The organism is Pseudomonas sp. ICMP 460 (assembly GCF_002723595.1).
In the GTDB taxonomy this organism is placed as follows: Bacteria; Pseudomonadota; Gammaproteobacteria; order Pseudomonadales; family Pseudomonadaceae; genus Aquipseudomonas; species Aquipseudomonas kitaguniensis.
This window is the reverse complement of record NZ_LKBR01000079.1, coordinates 152,022-166,477: the sequence shown is the minus strand read 5'-3', so window position 1 is coordinate 166,477 and position 14,456 is coordinate 152,022. Positions and strand designations below refer to the sequence as shown.

Here is a 14,456-nt window from a genome sequence, read left to right as displayed (position 1 = left end):
TGGAACAGCCGGTTGAGGCCGCCCCACCGGCCCCATGAACTGGGGCCAAAACGAAAAAACGCCGCCACCGGGTTTGCTCGGCAAACCGGATGGGCGACGTCTTTGTCGTAGAGGGGGCAACCGCCGTTGGTTACCTGTAATGAATGCTTAGCAAGTCCTGCGCCAACGCGATCGTTTGTTCAGCCGAGCAACTCGCTCATTGCGATGATCTGCTCCGCCACCTGAATCAGTTTCTGCTGGCGGCTCATGGCTTGGCGGCGCATCAGGGTGTAGGCCTCTTCCTCATTGCAGTGCTTCATTTTCATCAGCATGCCTTTGGCCAGCTCGATGCGTTTACGTTCGGCCAACTGCTGGTCGCGTGCGTGCAGCTGCGCGCGCAACGACTGGTCACTTTCAAAGCGCGCCATGGCCACATCAAGGATCGGTTGCAGGCGCTGGGCCTGGATGCCTTCGACGATATACGCGCTGACGCCGGACTTGATCGCCTGGCGCATGACGCTGGGGTCGTGTTCGTCGGTAAACATCACGATTGGCCGTGGTTGGTCGCGGCTGACCAGCACCACTTGCTCCATCACATCGCGGCCAGGTGACTCGGTATCGATCAGAATCACGTCCGGGCGCACTGTTTCGACGCGCGCGGGCAGGTCGATGGTCAGGCCGGACTCATCGATCACCTCAAACCCGGCCTCCGTCAGCGCAGCCTTGAGACGGCCGACCTTGCGCGGGGTGTCGTTGATCAACAGTATTCGCAACATATCGGTCGTCCTGTCAGCGCAGCGCTTGGCGGCTGGAATCGTCCGCCATCGCATGCAAGCGGAAGCTGCGGGCGTAGGCGGCGGGGTCGGAGCCGTTCCAGATTTTGCCGTCGATCAATTGGCTGCTGCGCATGTCCTCGGGGGTTGCTGGCACGCCGACAGCGTTGGCGGCCTGGCGATACAGGTCCAATTGCTGCACCTGACGCGCGATGCCCACGTAGTCCGGGTCTTCACGCAGCAACCCCCAACGGCGGAATTGAGTCATGAACCACATGCCGTCTGACAGGTAGGGCAGGTTCACCTCGCCATCACCGAAAAAGCGCAATGCATGCGGGTCCTGCCATTGGTTGCCCAGACCGTCATCATAGGCCCCCAGCAAGCGCGGCTCGATGCAATCAAGCGGTGCGTCAAGGTATTCGCGGGCGCTCAACAACTGCGCGGTAGAACGGCGGTTTTCCTGGCTTTGTTCGATAAAGCGGCTGGCTTCAAGTACCGCCATCACCAGCACGCGCGCGGTATTGGGGTATTGGTCGACAAAGGCCTGAGTGCAGCCGAGGACTTTTTCTGGATGGTCCGGCCAGATCGCCTGTGTGGTTGCCAGGGTAAAGCCCTGGTGGTGTTTTACCGCACTGGCGCACCACGGTTCGCCGGCACAGAAGCCATCGATGCGCCCGGCTTGCAGGTGCGCGACCATCTGCGGCGGCGGCACCACTACGCTGTTCACATCCTGCAACGGATGAATGCCTTGGCTCGCCAGCCAGTAATACAGCCACATGGCGTGCGTGCCGGTGGGGAATGTTTGAGCGAAAGTCAGTTTTGTACGGCTTTGGTGCACGTGGCGATCGAGTGCCTCAGGAGTGACCACCCCCTGCTGTTGCAGGCTGTTTGACAGGTTGATGCTCTGGCCGTTTTGGTTGAGCCCCATCAGTACGGCCATGTCGGTAGGCGCTACGCCGCCAATGCCCAAATGCACCGCGTAAACCAGCCCATACAGGCTTTGCGCCGCGTCCAGTTCACCGCTGACCAACTTGTCGCGCAGGTTGGCCCAGGATGATTGGCGCTTGAGGTTCAAGGTCAGGCCGAACGGTTGGGCGAAGCCTTGGGTCGCGGCCACCACCAGTGAGGCGCAGTCGGTCAGCGCCATGAAGCCCAGGTCGAGGCTGCTCTTTTCCGGAGCGTCACTGCCATTTACCCAAGCCAGCGGATTGTTCACTGGGCTGTTGTCGACCGAATCGTTCATCAACACCTACCTTATCTGTCAAAAAAAAGCGTCGTTTCCCGGGATGGCGCTACAGGCCATTGCAGGATAACGACGCCTTTGTCGGTAGGCACGCTCCGACGTTGGTGCGCGCGCTTATGCGGAGTTCGTAGCAAGGCACATGCCACGCGCAGGCAGGCGCAGTCTCCGTCAGCTTTCCATCAAGATTCAAACGCGTCTGCCTTTCAGTATGGCCGCCTCTTTACGCCAGACTGCCAGGAACCCCACGGTGTTTATCGATTCCCCGGCCATGATGCGCCACCACTGGCCGCATCACTGGTTGCATGTCTGGTTAATGTGCCTCGCATTGTTGTCAGCAAATGTTCATGCCCAGGGCGACAGCTACCTGGCGCGGGATGAAAGCTTGCACACTTTTTTTACCGCGCTGTCGGTGCCGCTGGGCTTGCCTGTAGTGGTCAGCCGCGAAGTCGCACGTAAACGCATTTCCGGGGCCTTCGATCTGGCGGCGCCGCAACTCACGCTCGAGGCGGTTGCGCAGCAGCAAGGGCTGATCTGGTACAGCAACGGGCAAGTGTTTTATCTCTATGACGCAGGCGAGGCGAAAAGCTCTGCGGTGGCACTGCGGCATATCGCTGTCGACAGGCTGCGAGGGTATATGCGCCGATCGGGGCTGGATGAATCACGCTTCCCCCTGCGCGAGAGCGGTGCGCGCACGTTCTATGTGTCCGGGCCACCTGATTATGTCGACCAGGTACTGCACCTGTCCCAACTGATGGACAAACCACCCCGCGAGGTGCGCGTAGGTGCGCAGACCTTCGGTGTGGTGCAGGTGTTCAATACCCACGTGGCCGACCGTCAGTACGCCATGGCTGACGAGAAGGTCATTGTGCCGGGCATGGCCTCGATGATCGACGCCCTGTTGGCCATCGAGCAGAAGGGCGGCGCGCAGCGCCCCGTGAGTTTACTGGCCGACAGGAGCCTGTTGGTGATGGCCTACCCTGACTCCAACAGCTTGTTGGTCAAGGGCAAACCCGACCAGGTGGCAGTGATTGAGGCGCTGGTGGAGGCGCTCGACACACCCAAGCGGCCGGTTGAAGTGTCGCTGTGGCAGGTAGACGTAGACCGCGACGAACTTCAGAAAATCGATGCGTCCTGGGCTCAGGGCAGCAACGATTCGCCGTCGCCGAAGCGCGTGTTGGAACCGTTGGACGACAAGCGCTTGATGCTGCAGCTCGGTGCGCTGGAGCGTCGCCGTAAAGCCCGGGTTACCGCGTTCCCCGTGGTGCTCACAGAGGAAAACGTTCCGGCGGTTTTCCAGGATAACCATACGTTTTACCTGCAAGGCTCCGGGGACGATGACCGAGACTGGCAGCCCGTGCGGTATGGCACTGATGCCAGTGTGCTTGCGCGTTTTGTCGAATCGAATCAGATCGAAATGCTGCTGACCCTGAAGGATGACCGTCAGCTCGACAGCAAACTCAAACCCGGCGCGGCAGGTGGGGTGGGGCGAGTCGGTATCAGCACGGTGGTGCGCGTGCCTCAGGGCAAGCGTCTTTGGCTGGGCGCTTTTCGGCGTGACGACGAGGCGAGCGCGCGCGGCCGACGTGCGCAAGTACGGCTATTTGTGATCCAGGCGCGTGCGGTAGGGCTCGACACCAGGATGTTGGCTGGCGCCGTCGGCCCGCCATCGCTGACTCAGGGCCAATATGAGCGTGTGCAGCGTGCGTTTGTGCGTGAAAACCGTGAGGTCGCTGAATGAAATAGCCGACTTAAGCGTACATCTTGACGCTTGCCCAAGCGCTTGCTGCGCATGACTGCGAAAAGTCCTACGCAGCGCATGCCAAATGCCTCGATCAAATGGGTTTTTTCCTAACGTTGTTAGCGACTCAGGTTTTTATAGTCGTGATGTTGCCGTATCGGCCGTTTTTGGAAGCAAGGAATTCAATGTCAGTAGTCGGATGCAGAGGTGTGTATGACCCTCGTGAATGAAGCGCTTGCGGCCTCACGGGTGTTTGCCGGTTGGACCTTGCAGGGCGATGGCCGCTTGACCGGCGAAAGCGTCGATATTCAGCTGCCGCCCAAAGAGTGGCATGTGCTGCGGCTGCTGTTGGACGCCGAGGGGGCATTGATCACCAAGGATCGTTTGCTTGAAGTGGTCTGGCCGCGTGGTGAGGTCGCAGAAGAGTCGCTGACCCGCTGCATCTATGCGTTGCGTAAATACCTCAAGCAAGACAAAGGGTTTATCAAGACCATCTATGGCCAGGGTTACCGCTTTACCTGCGCCGTGCACATTGAGCGTCACGAACCGCGCAACCCCGAGCGCGCGGGCGTGCGGGCGTGCGGCACGTCTGTTCGGCCTGTGGCCAGGTGACCCATGATTAAGCGTCTGAGCCAAGGCTTGCTGCTGTGCGTCATGATGGGCAGCCATCAGGCCTGGGCCAGTTGTTGGAATGAGGTAGCCAGCCGCTACGACATCGAACCGGAGTTGCTGCAGGCCATCGCCGCCGTGGAATCGGGTTACCGCACAGAAGCGATGAACCATAGCAACACCGATGGCTCGCGGGATATTGGCCTGATGCAGATCAACAGCATGCATCTGCCGCGTCTGCTCAAGCTGGGCATTACCGAAGACCGGCTGTTGAGTGAACCGTGTTTGTCAGTCGAAGTGGCGGCCTCGATCCTTGCCGAGTTCATTCAGCGTTTCGGCTACAACTGGACCGCCGTGGGCTCCTACAACGCAGGCGGCTCACCTGAGCGTGAGACGTTACGCATGCGTTATGCCGAAAAAATATGGGCTCGGTATGAGGCGTTGGTTGCGCAGCGCCACTGACGATTGGGCGGCGCACCTCGCACCTGGCGCGCCACCCCGGCTATAATCGGCGCCACCTTTTGCCGCCATCCGAGTCTCGCCCGCCCATGTATACCTTGGCCCGCCAGTTGTTGTTCAAACTCTCCCCGGAAACCTCGCACGATCTGTCCCTGGACCTGATCGGTGCCGGTGGCCGCCTGGGGCTTAATGGTCTGGTATGCAAGGCGCCGGTAAAACTGCCGGTGTCGGTGATGGGGCTCGATTTTCCGAACCCGGTCGGGTTGGCGGCCGGCCTGGACAAGAACGGCACGGCCATCGACGGTTTTGCGCAACTGGGCTTCGGGTTTGTCGAAGTGGGCACCGTGACGCCACGGCCACAACCGGGCAACCCCAAGCCACGCATTTTTCGCTTGCCGGAAGCCGAGGCAATCATTAACCGCATGGGCTTCAATAACCTGGGCGTTGACCATTTGCTGTCGCGTGTTCAAGCGGCGAAGTACAAAGGCATTCTCGGTATCAATATCGGCAAGAACTTCGATACCCCGGTAGAGCGCGCGGTGGATGATTACCTGATCTGCCTGGACAAGGTTTACGCGCACGCCAGCTACGTCACGGTTAACGTCAGCTCGCCAAATACCCCTGGCCTGCGCAGCCTGCAGTTCGGCGATTCGCTTAAGCAGTTGCTCGAAGCCTTGCGTCAGCGTCAACAAGCGTTGGCGGCTCGTTATGGCAAACACGTGCCGCTGGCCATCAAGATTGCGCCGGACATGAGCGATGAAGAAACCGTGCTGGTGGCGCAGGCCCTGGTGGATTCGGGCATGGATGCGGTGATCGCGACCAACACCACCCTCAGCCGTGTCGGTGTTGAAGGGTTGGCGCAGGCCGATCAAGCGGGCGGGCTGTCGGGCGCACCGGTACGCGACAAGAGCACCCACATCGTCAAGGTACTCGCCGCTGAACTGGCGGGGCGTTTGCCGATCATCGCGGTCGGCGGCATCACCGAGGGCAAGCATGCGGCCGAAAAAATCGCCGCCGGCGCAAGCCTGGTGCAGCTCTACTCGGGCTTCATCTACAAAGGCCCGGCGCTGATTCGCCAGTCGGTGGATGCGATTGCGGCGTTGCCCAAGGCCTGAGGCTGGCGCGTTACCCATTAAAAAGGGCTCCATAAAGGAGCCCCTGGGCCGAAGCCCGCCGCCCGGATGGGGCGTGCGTGGTTAAGTCGTCACGTGGTATTTAAGCTGATATGTCGGATTAAATGCCCTGTGTTAGCCGACGGCGTGAAGTTCGTTGAGTCTGTGGATCCCCGCAGTGCCGGTCATACCGTCCCAATTGTCGCCGCGTCCTTCTCGCCAGCCGTTGATCCAGGCTTGGCGTACCGACGGTAGAGTAAATGGGCAAAGCTCACGGGATTTGCCATGAACGCCATACTGATATCCGCGTAAAAATGCTCTTTCCAACGGATCACGCTTAAGTCTTCTCATAGGGTGTTTCCCTCACTTGTTGACTGTCTTGATATCCTTCGGCCTCGTGCGAGGCCAGGCAGAGTTTTCTGCCGTTGGTGGGCTCGCTGCCGGCGTGGCGAGCCTGTGTGTCAGTGCCGTTACGGCGCTGACCTGTGTTGAGTTCTAACCAATAGGCCACATGGATTCAATGATCGTTTTGTCATAAGCACGTAACGATAACGATGCTATAGCCATAAGCTGGGATGGCTTTTCGCCCCAATTATCAGGTAAACCCAGCTATGATGTGCCCTGCAAACAGGATGGGTTTCACCTGTTAGTGAGAATGTCCGCCCGTTGCAGTCGGTTATTATTCGACGAAGGGTCGGAATATTTCTTTTTGTTGCATCAATTATTGATCTGCCCCTGCATTCAAGGCCCAAAGGCCCGGCAGCCGGGGTGGAACGGCACATTCGTGCCACGCGAGCACTCTTCAAGAAAAGTGCTTGATTGAAAACCGAGCCGGCGATGCGTCGCCCGTTCATTTATTGCTGAAAAGCCTGGATTACCCATGTCGGACCGTTTTGAACTCTTCCTCACCTGCCCCAAGGGCCTCGAAGGCCTGCTGATCGAGGAAGCCGTCGGGCTTGGCCTTGAGGAAGCCCGCGAGCACACCTCGGCCGTGCGCGGCATGGCCGACATGGAAACCGCCTACCGCCTGTGTCTCTGGTCGCGCCTGGCGAACCGCGTGTTGCTGGTGCTCAAGCGCTTCCCGATGAAGGACGCCGAAGACCTTTACCACGGCGTGCTGGACATCGAATGGGCAGACCACATGGTTGCCGACGGTTCGCTGGCGGTGGAGTTCAGTGGCCACGGCTCGGGCATCGACAACACCCACTTCGGCGCGCTGAAGGTCAAGGATGCAATTGTCGACAAGCTGCGCACGCCCACCGGCGAACGCCCGTCCATCGACAAGATCAACCCGGACCTGCGCATCCATTTGCGCCTGGACCGTGGCGAAGCAATCCTCTCCCTCGACCTCTCTGGCCACAGCCTGCACCAGCGCGGCTACCGCTTGCAGCAGGGCGCCGCGCCGTTGAAAGAAAACCTCGCGGCGGCGATTCTGATTCGTGCCGGCTGGCCACGCATTGCTGCCGAAGGCGGCGCGCTGACCGACCCGATGTGCGGCGTGGGCACCTTCCTGGTGGAAGGCGCGATGATTGCCGCCGACATGGCGCCCAACCTCAACCGTGAACTGTGGGGTTTCACCACCTGGCTTGGCCACGTCCCGGCGCTTTGGAAGAAGCTGCACACCGAGGCCTCCGAGCGTGCCGCTATCGGCATGAACAAAGCGCCGTTGTGGGTGCGTGGCTATGAAGCCGACCCGCGTTTGATTCAACCGGCACGCAACAACATCGAACGCGCAGGCTTAAGCCACTGGATCAAGGTGTACCAGGGCGAAGTCGGCACCTTCGAGCCGCGCCCTGACCAGAACCAGAAGGGCCTGGTGATCTGCAACCCTCCTTACGGCGAGCGTTTGGGTGACGAAGCCAGCCTGTTGTATCTCTACCAGAACCTCGGTGAGCGTTTGCGCCAGGCCTGCATGGGCTGGGAAGCGGCGGTGTTCACCGGCGCGCCGGACCTCGGCAAGCGCATGGGCATCCGCAGCCACAAACAGTATTCATTCTGGAACGGCGCCTTGCCGTGCAAATTGCTGCTGATAAAGGTCAACCCGGACCAGTTCGTGACCGGCGAGCGCCGCACGCCGGAGCAACGTCAGGCCGAGCGTGAGCAAGCGGCTTACGACCAGACCCCGACCGAGCCGCAAGAGCGCCAGTACAACAAGAACGGCAACCCGATCAAACCTGCCCCGGCGCCTGCGCCCGTGGTTGAACAGGCGCGCCTGAGCGAAGGCGGGCAGATGTTCGCCAACCGCTTGCAGAAGAACCTGAAGCTGCTCGGCAAATGGGCCAAGCGCGAAGGCGTGGACTGCTACCGTGTGTACGATGCCGACATGCCGGAATACTCGATGGCCATCGACCTCTACCACGATTGGGTGCATGTGCAGGAATACGCCGCGCCTAAATCCATCGACCCGGAAAAAGCCTCCGCGCGTATGTTCGATGCCTTGGCGGCGATTCCGCAGGCGCTGAACGTCGACAAGAGCCGCGTGGTGGTCAAGCGTCGTGAGCGCCAAAGCGGCACCAAGCAATACGAGCGCCAGAGCGCGCAGGGCAAGTTCACTGAGGTCAGCGAAGGTGGCGTGAAGCTGCTGGTCAACCTCACCGACTACCTGGACACCGGCCTGTTTCTGGATCACCGCCCGATGCGCATGCGCATCCAGAAAGAAGCCGCCGGCAAGCGTTTCCTCAACCTGTATTGCTACACCGCCACCGCCAGCGTGCACGCAGCCAAGGGCGGCGCGCGCAGCACCACCAGCGTCGACTTGTCGAAGACTTACCTGGACTGGGCGCGTCGCAACTTCTCGCTCAACGGTTTCTCTGACAAAAACCGTCTGGAGCAGGGTGATGTGATGGCATGGCTGGAAGCCAGCCGCGATGAGTTCGACTTGATCTTCATCGACCCGCCGACGTTCTCCAACTCCAAGCGCATGGAAGGCATCTTCGATGTGCAGCGCGACCATGTGCAACTGCTCGACCTGGCCATGGCCCGGCTGGCACCGGGCGGCGTGCTGTACTTCTCGAACAACTTCCGCAAGTTCGCGCTGGAGGACAACCTCAGCGAACGTTACGCGGTTGAGGAAATCAGCGACAAGACTCTCGACCCGGATTTTGCGCGTAACGCGAAGATCCATCGGGCCTGGAAAATCACCGCTCGCTGATCGTCGTAGCCAAAAAGCCGCAACCCCGGAATATTCCGGGCTTGCGGCTTTTTTGCGCTGGTCAAATGTTGGGCCGATGGCTATAACTAAGGCCTAGCCAAAGTGGCACCCCCCGCACGCTGGCGTTGTGAGTGTTGCCTATGCCGATGCAAGCCGTTCGCCCTAAAATCCTTGGCTTTATCAGTGAACAGGCGTCGGCTTGGCTGGTTGCATTGGTGGTGTTATCGGCAGGTTGCGCGCTGACCTCGATCATCGCCTGGGCGGCCGCCGACCTCTATCAGCAACAGGTTCGTCAACGCTTCCAGTTGCTGGTCAACGAGCGTTACACCCGCCTTCAAGAACGCTTCGAAGACCAGGAGCAACGCCTGGCCAGCCTGCAGCGGTTTTTCGCCAACTCCGATGAGGTGTCCAGCGCAGAGTTTGACGGTTTCGCCCAACCCTTGTTGTTGCACGCCCGCGCCTACGCCTGGGCACCGCGGGTGTTTCGCAATCAACGCAGCCAGTTTGAACAAGACATTTCGCGCCAACGCGGCGCACCTTTCGTCATCCGTGAATTGAATGCGTCGGGCGATTTGGCGCCTGCGGCCGAGCGGGATGAATACGTGCCGGTGTTGTACAGCCAGACCCAAAGCCTGCTGGGCTCGCCGTTGGGTTTTGACTTGCTGGCGCAGCCGCTGCGGCGTTCGACCCTCGAGCGTGCGCAACGCAGTGGCAAGCCTGCGGTGTCCCAGCCCATGCAGTTGGTGGGGGTTGAGCCGGCCTATGCCGCCGGCGTATTGCTGGTGGCGCCGGTGAGCAAGCCAACCGATACAGAGCCTTTCGGTTTTGTCATGGCGGTGATCAGCATGCGCCAGTTGGTCGCCGACGGTTTGCCCAAGCCGAACCGGGACAACCTGGTGATGCAAATCGACGACACCTCCGGCAGCCAGCCGCACGTGTTGTTCGCGTCCAGCAATGCAGTTGGCATCAGCGACCTGACAGCCGTGCGCCGCCTGACCCTCGGCGACCATGTGTACGCGCTGACATTGCGTACCAGCCACATTTTCGATCAGGCCAATCATTCCTCGGTGAGCATGATTTTGGCCATGGGCGGGCTTCTCAGCCTGCTGCTCAGCGTGTTGCTGTACGTGTTGGTCAGCCAGCGCCAGCGCGCGTTAAAGATGGTCGAGCAGCGTACCGTGGAATTGCGCCAGCGCGAGAAGGAGTTGCGCGGGGCGCATGGGCAGTTGCGCAGCATGCTGAACGCCGCCACTCAGGTCGCGATCATCGCCACAGACTTGCGCGGCGTGATCAATACGTTCAATGCCGGTGCCGAGCAGATGCTTGGGTTCAAGTCCGAACAGGTACTGGGGCGGATGACCCTGGAGAGCCTGCACCTGGGCACCGAACTTGACGCGCACGCGGCCAGTTTGAGAGTCACCATGGGCAAGCGCATCCCGCCGAGCCAGGCGATGTTGGTGGAGAGCCCGGACGCCCAGCATGAGGCTCGAGAGTGGACGCTGGTGCGTCAGGATGGCAGTCATTTGACGGTCAACATGCTCGCTACCGTGTTACTCGATGACTTTGGCCTGTGGGTCGGGCACTTGGCGATTTACCTCGACATCACCGAGCAAAAGCGCGCCTACGAGGCGCTCGCAGCACGCGACCGTTTGCTCAAAAAGCTCAGCTCCCACGTGCCCGGCGGCATCTTCCAGTTCATCCTTGAGCCCAAGGGCAGTGCGCGTTTTATCTACGCCAGCGATGGCATGAGCGATATTTATGAAATCGATCCAGGGGAGTTGCAGCAGGACGCGAACAGGGTTTTCCAACGCATCCACCCGCTGGACCTGGAACGGGTGCGCGAGTCGATTCGTTTGTCGGCGCTGCAGTTGAGCCATTGGCGCGAAGAGTACCGCGTGCTGTTACCGCAACGCGGCCTGCGCTGGATTCGCGGCGAGGCCACGCCGGAAGAATTAGCCGGAGGCGGTACGTTGTGGCACGGTTACGTGTCGGATATTTCCGATCTCAAGCGGGTGGAGGAGGAGCTGCGTGCGCTCTCCATTACCGACTCGCTGACGGGCATCCACAACCGGCGCTACTTCCAGGATCGCCTCAGGGCCGAGATGGTCAGGCTCAATCGTTCATCGGGGGCGTTGTCGTTGATCATGCTCGATATCGATCACTTCAAGCGCATCAACGACCAGTACGGCCATGCGGTGGGGGACGCTGTTTTGCAGGAAGTGTGCAAGCGCATTGGCCAGCGTCTGCGTCGCACTGATGTGTTCTGTCGCTTGGGTGGCGAAGAATTCGTGGTGCTGTGCCCCCAGACCCATGGCGATCAGGCGCACAACCTGGCGATGGAGTTGTGGCAGTCGCTGCGCAGTGCACCGATGGAGTCCGTTACGCGGGTGACCGCCAGTTTTGGGGTGGCCAGTTGGCGCGGGGATGAAGGCATCGACGAACTGTTGCTGCGCGCGGACTCGGCGGTGTATGTAGCCAAACAGTCGGGCAGGGACCGGGTTGAGGCGGAGCAATTGCGGGTGTGATGGTCACGTTTCAAATGTGGGAGGCGCCACTGCGTCTTGGGTGTAGCGCTGTCGCGCGGCAAGCGGGCTTGGGGTGTTCTTTGGATTTTCTTACATATCCGTTGTTTGGTGATGGCTTGTATTGGTTTCGCTCTTACAGCGAGTCACTTTTGATAGAGCGCAAAAGTAACCAAAACGCTCTCGCCCCACCACTCGGTGCCTCGCTTGGTTTCGCTCTTACAGCGAGTCACTTTTGATAGAGCGCAAAAGTAACCAAAACGCTCTCGCCCCACCACTCGGTGCCTCGCTTGGGCTCGGCATGCCCGCACGCAGGCTTGAATCCGTGGGCCGCCGCGATGGGCCATCCTTGGCCCAGCGCGGCTAACCCGGCGTCCTGCCGGGTTACCCACGGATTCAAGCCTGCGTGCGGCCATCGTGGTTTAACGGGGCGCTTCTCAGATCAAGATCAAAAGCAAGAGCACGGCGGCCTGAAAGCCGACCTGAGTGGTTGAAGCGGATCAGAAGCAGATCAAAGGCGGCTCTGGAGAACAAAGTAGATCAAAAGCAAGAGCACGGCGGCCTGAAAGCCGACCTGAGTGGTTGAAGCGGATCAGAAGCAGATCAAAGGCGGCTCTGGAGAACAAAGCAGATCTGCTTTTTTTTTGCTTTCTGTGGGAGGGGGCTTGCTCCCGATCGAGGTGTGTCAGTTGAAAAATATTTACCTGACACAGCGCTATCGCGAGCAGGCCCGCTCCCACACAGGCAGCTTGCTGCTTTATCCAAATAACCTATGCGTACTCACTCTAGAGCACTGGCGCAGCAGCCGTCAGCTTTGGCTGGCGATACAAGTCCAGCAGCACTTGATCGAGTACCGATGAGGCGCCCCAAGGCTTCGAATCGTTGAGGATCGCAACCACCACCCAGCTGTTCCCATTGTTGTCGCGACTAAACCCGGAAATAGCGCGCACGGTGTTCAGGGTGCCCGTTTTAACGTGAGCTTCCCCACGCATGGCGGTGGTTTTCAGGCGCTTGCGCATCGTGCCGTCGGTGCCTGCAATCGGCAGTGAGCTGATGTATTCCGCCGCATACGGGCCTCTCCAGGCAGCCTGCAGCATCGCGGCCATCTCGCGCGCGCTGACGCGTTCGGCGCGGGACAGGCCAGAGCCGTTCTCCATCACCAGGTGCGGCGCAGTAATACCCTTTTTCGCCAACCACTGGCGCACCACACGTTGCGCCGCCTTGGCGTCGTCGCCGTCGGCATCGTTGCGAAACTGCGCGCCCAGGCTCAGGAACAACTGCTGGGCCATGGTGTTGTTACTGTATTTATTGATGTCGCGGATGATTTCCGCCAGGTCCGGCGAAAACGCACGGGCCAGCACTTTGGCGTCTTTGGGCACGGGTGCCTGAATGTCACGGCCCTGGATAGTGCCGCCCAATTCTTTCCAGATCGCGCGCACGGCGCCGGCGGTGTAGGTGGCGTGGTCGAGCAGCGACAAGTAGGTTTGCGAACTGCAACCATCGCCCAACTGCCCGCTGACGGTCACAGTCACGCTGCCATCGGCGGCGGTTACCGGGCTGTAGCGCACGTCGCCGGTGCACTGCTTGGCGTTGGACACTTTCACCTGGTTGTCGATGCGAATGCTCGCAATCGGCGGCTCGACCGACACGATTACCCGGCCAGAATCATTGCGGGTGACGAAGCGCAGGGCTTTGAGGTTGACCAACAGGGCATCCGGCTTGACCAGGAACGGTTTGTTCTCGTCATTGCCGTCGTCATTGAATTCGGGCAATTGCGGCGGGTTGAAGAAGCTGCGGTCGAGCACCAGGTCGCCGGTGACTTGTTGCACGCCGTTGGCGCGCAGGTCGCGCATCAACAGCCAGAGTTTTTCCATGTTCAGCTTGGGGTCGCCGCCGCCCTTGAGGTACAGGTTGCCGTGCAACACGCCACCGCTGAGGGTGCCGTCGGTGTAGAACTCGGTTTTCCACTGGTGGTTGGGGCCGAGCATTTCCAGGGCCGCGTAGGTGGTGACCAGTTTCATGGTAGAGGCCGGGTTCACCGAAACATCGGCGTTGAACACGGTCGGCGTACCAGGGCCGGTGAGGGGCAACATCACCAGCGACAGCGAGGTATTGGGTATTTTGGCTTTCTGCAGGGCCTGCTGAACATTCGGCGGCAGGGTGGTATTGATCGGCGCGGCAGTCACGGAAAAAGCCAGTGGCAGAAGAAAGCTGGCGAGTAGTGCTGAACGAAAAGACTGAGGACGTAAAGAAAGGCAACGCAACGATTTGATCATAAGGAATAAGACCCTACAGCGGAAAGGGCGAAAAAAGGCGAGGGGTATGCAAGAAAATCCCTCATTGGTCACGAAAGTGTCGGCATTATGCCCCAAGGTGGATCCAGTTGTAGCTGAACGATAGCTGCAAATCAGCGTTTTTTTTAGCGGCTATTGGCCGCCCGTCTTAGAGAGTCGGGCAAACGTCACCTTAAACTGCTAAAGTGCCGCCCGTTATTACTTATGAGGATTGTTCCAATGGCGACTAACCGTTCCCAGCGTCTGCGCAAAAAACTGTGCGTTGATGAATTTCAAGAGCTGGGTTTCGAACTGAACCTGGACTTCAAAGAAGGCCTGAGTGAAGAAGCTATCGACGCTTTCCTCGAAGCATTCATCAAAGAAGCCATGGAAGCCAACGGTCTGGGCTATGTCGGCGGCGACGACTACGGTCTGGTTTGCCTGCAGAAGCGTGGCTCGGTCTCCGAAGAGCAGCGTGCTGCTGTTGAAGCTTGGCTGAAAACCCGTTCCGAGCTGACCAAGGCTGAAGTCAGCCCGTTGCTGGACGTGTGGTATCCGGAAAAGCCGATCAACGCGGCTAAGTGATACTGAAAAAAC

General features: G+C 59.8%; 11 protein-coding genes. 7 read left to right on the top strand and 4 right to left on the bottom strand.

The window, feature by feature from the left end; all coding sequences use genetic code 11:
- Positions 1 to 179: 179 nt before the first annotated feature.
- Complete coding sequence (locus tag AO240_RS26800; protein WP_058412261.1) at positions 180 to 755, bottom strand: ANTAR domain-containing response regulator; 576 nt, start codon at positions 753 to 755, stop codon at positions 180 to 182.
- Between the two features lie 13 nt (positions 756 to 768).
- Positions 769 to 1,995 (bottom strand): CmpA/NrtA family ABC transporter substrate-binding protein, encoded by a 1,227-nt coding sequence (locus AO240_RS26795; protein WP_099240666.1) that lies wholly within the window; start codon positions 1,993 to 1,995, stop codon positions 769 to 771.
- 247 nt (positions 1,996 to 2,242) lie between these two features.
- Here AO240_RS26795 and sctC point away from each other — a divergent pair, with 247 nt between their 5' ends.
- The 4 genes from sctC (at position 2,243) to AO240_RS26775 (ending at position 5,916) form a co-directional block, all read left to right on the top strand.
- Positions 2,243 to 3,733 (top strand): type III secretion system outer membrane ring subunit SctC, encoded by a 1,491-nt coding sequence (gene sctC, locus AO240_RS26790; RefSeq protein WP_099240664.1) that lies wholly within the window; start codon positions 2,243 to 2,245, stop codon positions 3,731 to 3,733.
- Positions 3,734 to 3,946: 213 nt separating this feature from the next.
- A complete protein-coding gene (locus AO240_RS26785; RefSeq protein ID WP_099240661.1) occupies positions 3,947 to 4,345 on the top strand; it encodes a winged helix-turn-helix domain-containing protein in 399 nt (132 codons plus the stop codon).
- A gap of 3 nt (positions 4,346 to 4,348) precedes the next feature.
- On the top strand, positions 4,349 to 4,804 hold the full coding sequence (locus AO240_RS26780; protein WP_099240658.1) for a transglycosylase SLT domain-containing protein: 456 nt from the start codon (positions 4,349 to 4,351) through the stop codon (positions 4,802 to 4,804).
- A gap of 86 nt (positions 4,805 to 4,890) precedes the next feature.
- Positions 4,891 to 5,916: a quinone-dependent dihydroorotate dehydrogenase gene (locus AO240_RS26775; protein ID WP_099240655.1), complete on the top strand. Its 1,026-nt coding sequence runs from the start codon at positions 4,891 to 4,893 to the stop codon at positions 5,914 to 5,916.
- Positions 5,917 to 6,048: 132 nt separating this feature from the next.
- Here the strand turns inward: AO240_RS26775 and rmf are convergent, their stop codons facing one another.
- On the bottom strand, positions 6,049 to 6,264 hold the full coding sequence (gene rmf / locus AO240_RS26770) for a ribosome modulation factor (protein WP_002553055.1): 216 nt from the start codon (positions 6,262 to 6,264) through the stop codon (positions 6,049 to 6,051).
- A gap of 529 nt (positions 6,265 to 6,793) precedes the next feature.
- Between rmf and rlmKL the strand changes: the two genes are divergently transcribed.
- Together rlmKL and AO240_RS26760 are read left to right on the top strand one after the other, a co-directional pair.
- The gene (gene rlmKL / locus AO240_RS26765; protein ID WP_099240652.1) at positions 6,794 to 9,064 is read left to right on the top strand and encodes a bifunctional 23S rRNA (guanine(2069)-N(7))-methyltransferase RlmK/23S rRNA (guanine(2445)-N(2))-methyltransferase RlmL; all 2,271 of its coding nucleotides are present in this window, start codon (positions 6,794 to 6,796) and stop codon (positions 9,062 to 9,064) included.
- Between the two features lie 140 nt (positions 9,065 to 9,204).
- Positions 9,205 to 11,589 carry a diguanylate cyclase gene (locus tag AO240_RS26760; protein ID WP_099240649.1) on the top strand — a complete coding sequence of 795 codons (2,385 nt, stop codon included), beginning with the start codon at positions 9,205 to 9,207 and terminating at the stop codon, positions 11,587 to 11,589.
- Positions 11,590 to 12,371: 782 nt separating this feature from the next.
- Here the strand turns inward: AO240_RS26760 and dacB are convergent.
- The gene (gene dacB, locus AO240_RS26750) at positions 12,372 to 13,862 is read right to left on the bottom strand and encodes a D-alanyl-D-alanine carboxypeptidase/D-alanyl-D-alanine-endopeptidase (RefSeq protein WP_099240647.1); all 1,491 of its coding nucleotides are present in this window, start codon (positions 13,860 to 13,862) and stop codon (positions 12,372 to 12,374) included.
- A 237-nt stretch (positions 13,863 to 14,099) separates the two neighbouring features.
- Between dacB and AO240_RS26745 the strand changes: the two genes are divergently transcribed.
- Positions 14,100 to 14,444, top strand: a complete 345-nt coding sequence (locus AO240_RS26745; protein WP_010208515.1) for a YggL family protein — start codon at positions 14,100 to 14,102, stop codon at positions 14,442 to 14,444.
- The last annotated feature ends 12 nt before the right edge of the window (positions 14,445 to 14,456 follow it).

What these genes read in the sequence shown, in the direction of transcription:
- AO240_RS26775 (WP_099240655.1), top strand. Translation starts at nt 4,891, where the DNA reads ATGTATACCTTGGCCCGCCAGTTGTTGTTCAAACTCTCCCCGGAAACC.
- dacB (WP_099240647.1), bottom strand. Translation starts at nt 13,862, where the DNA reads ATGATCAAATCGTTGCGTTGCCTTTCTTTACGTCCTCAGTCTTTTCGT.
- AO240_RS26785 (WP_099240661.1), top strand. Translation starts at nt 3,947, where the DNA reads ATGACCCTCGTGAATGAAGCGCTTGCGGCCTCACGGGTGTTTGCCGGT.
- AO240_RS26780 (WP_099240658.1), top strand. Translation starts at nt 4,349, where the DNA reads ATGATTAAGCGTCTGAGCCAAGGCTTGCTGCTGTGCGTCATGATGGGC.
- AO240_RS26760 (WP_099240649.1), top strand. Translation starts at nt 9,205, where the DNA reads ATGCCGATGCAAGCCGTTCGCCCTAAAATCCTTGGCTTTATCAGTGAA.
- AO240_RS26800 (WP_058412261.1), bottom strand. Translation starts at nt 755, where the DNA reads ATGTTGCGAATACTGTTGATCAACGACACCCCGCGCAAGGTCGGCCGT.
- rlmKL (WP_099240652.1), top strand. Translation starts at nt 6,794, where the DNA reads ATGTCGGACCGTTTTGAACTCTTCCTCACCTGCCCCAAGGGCCTCGAA.
- AO240_RS26745 (WP_010208515.1), top strand. Translation starts at nt 14,100, where the DNA reads ATGGCGACTAACCGTTCCCAGCGTCTGCGCAAAAAACTGTGCGTTGAT.
- AO240_RS26795 (WP_099240666.1), bottom strand. Translation starts at nt 1,995, where the DNA reads ATGAACGATTCGGTCGACAACAGCCCAGTGAACAATCCGCTGGCTTGG.
- rmf (WP_002553055.1), bottom strand. Translation starts at nt 6,264, where the DNA reads ATGAGAAGACTTAAGCGTGATCCGTTGGAAAGAGCATTTTTACGCGGA.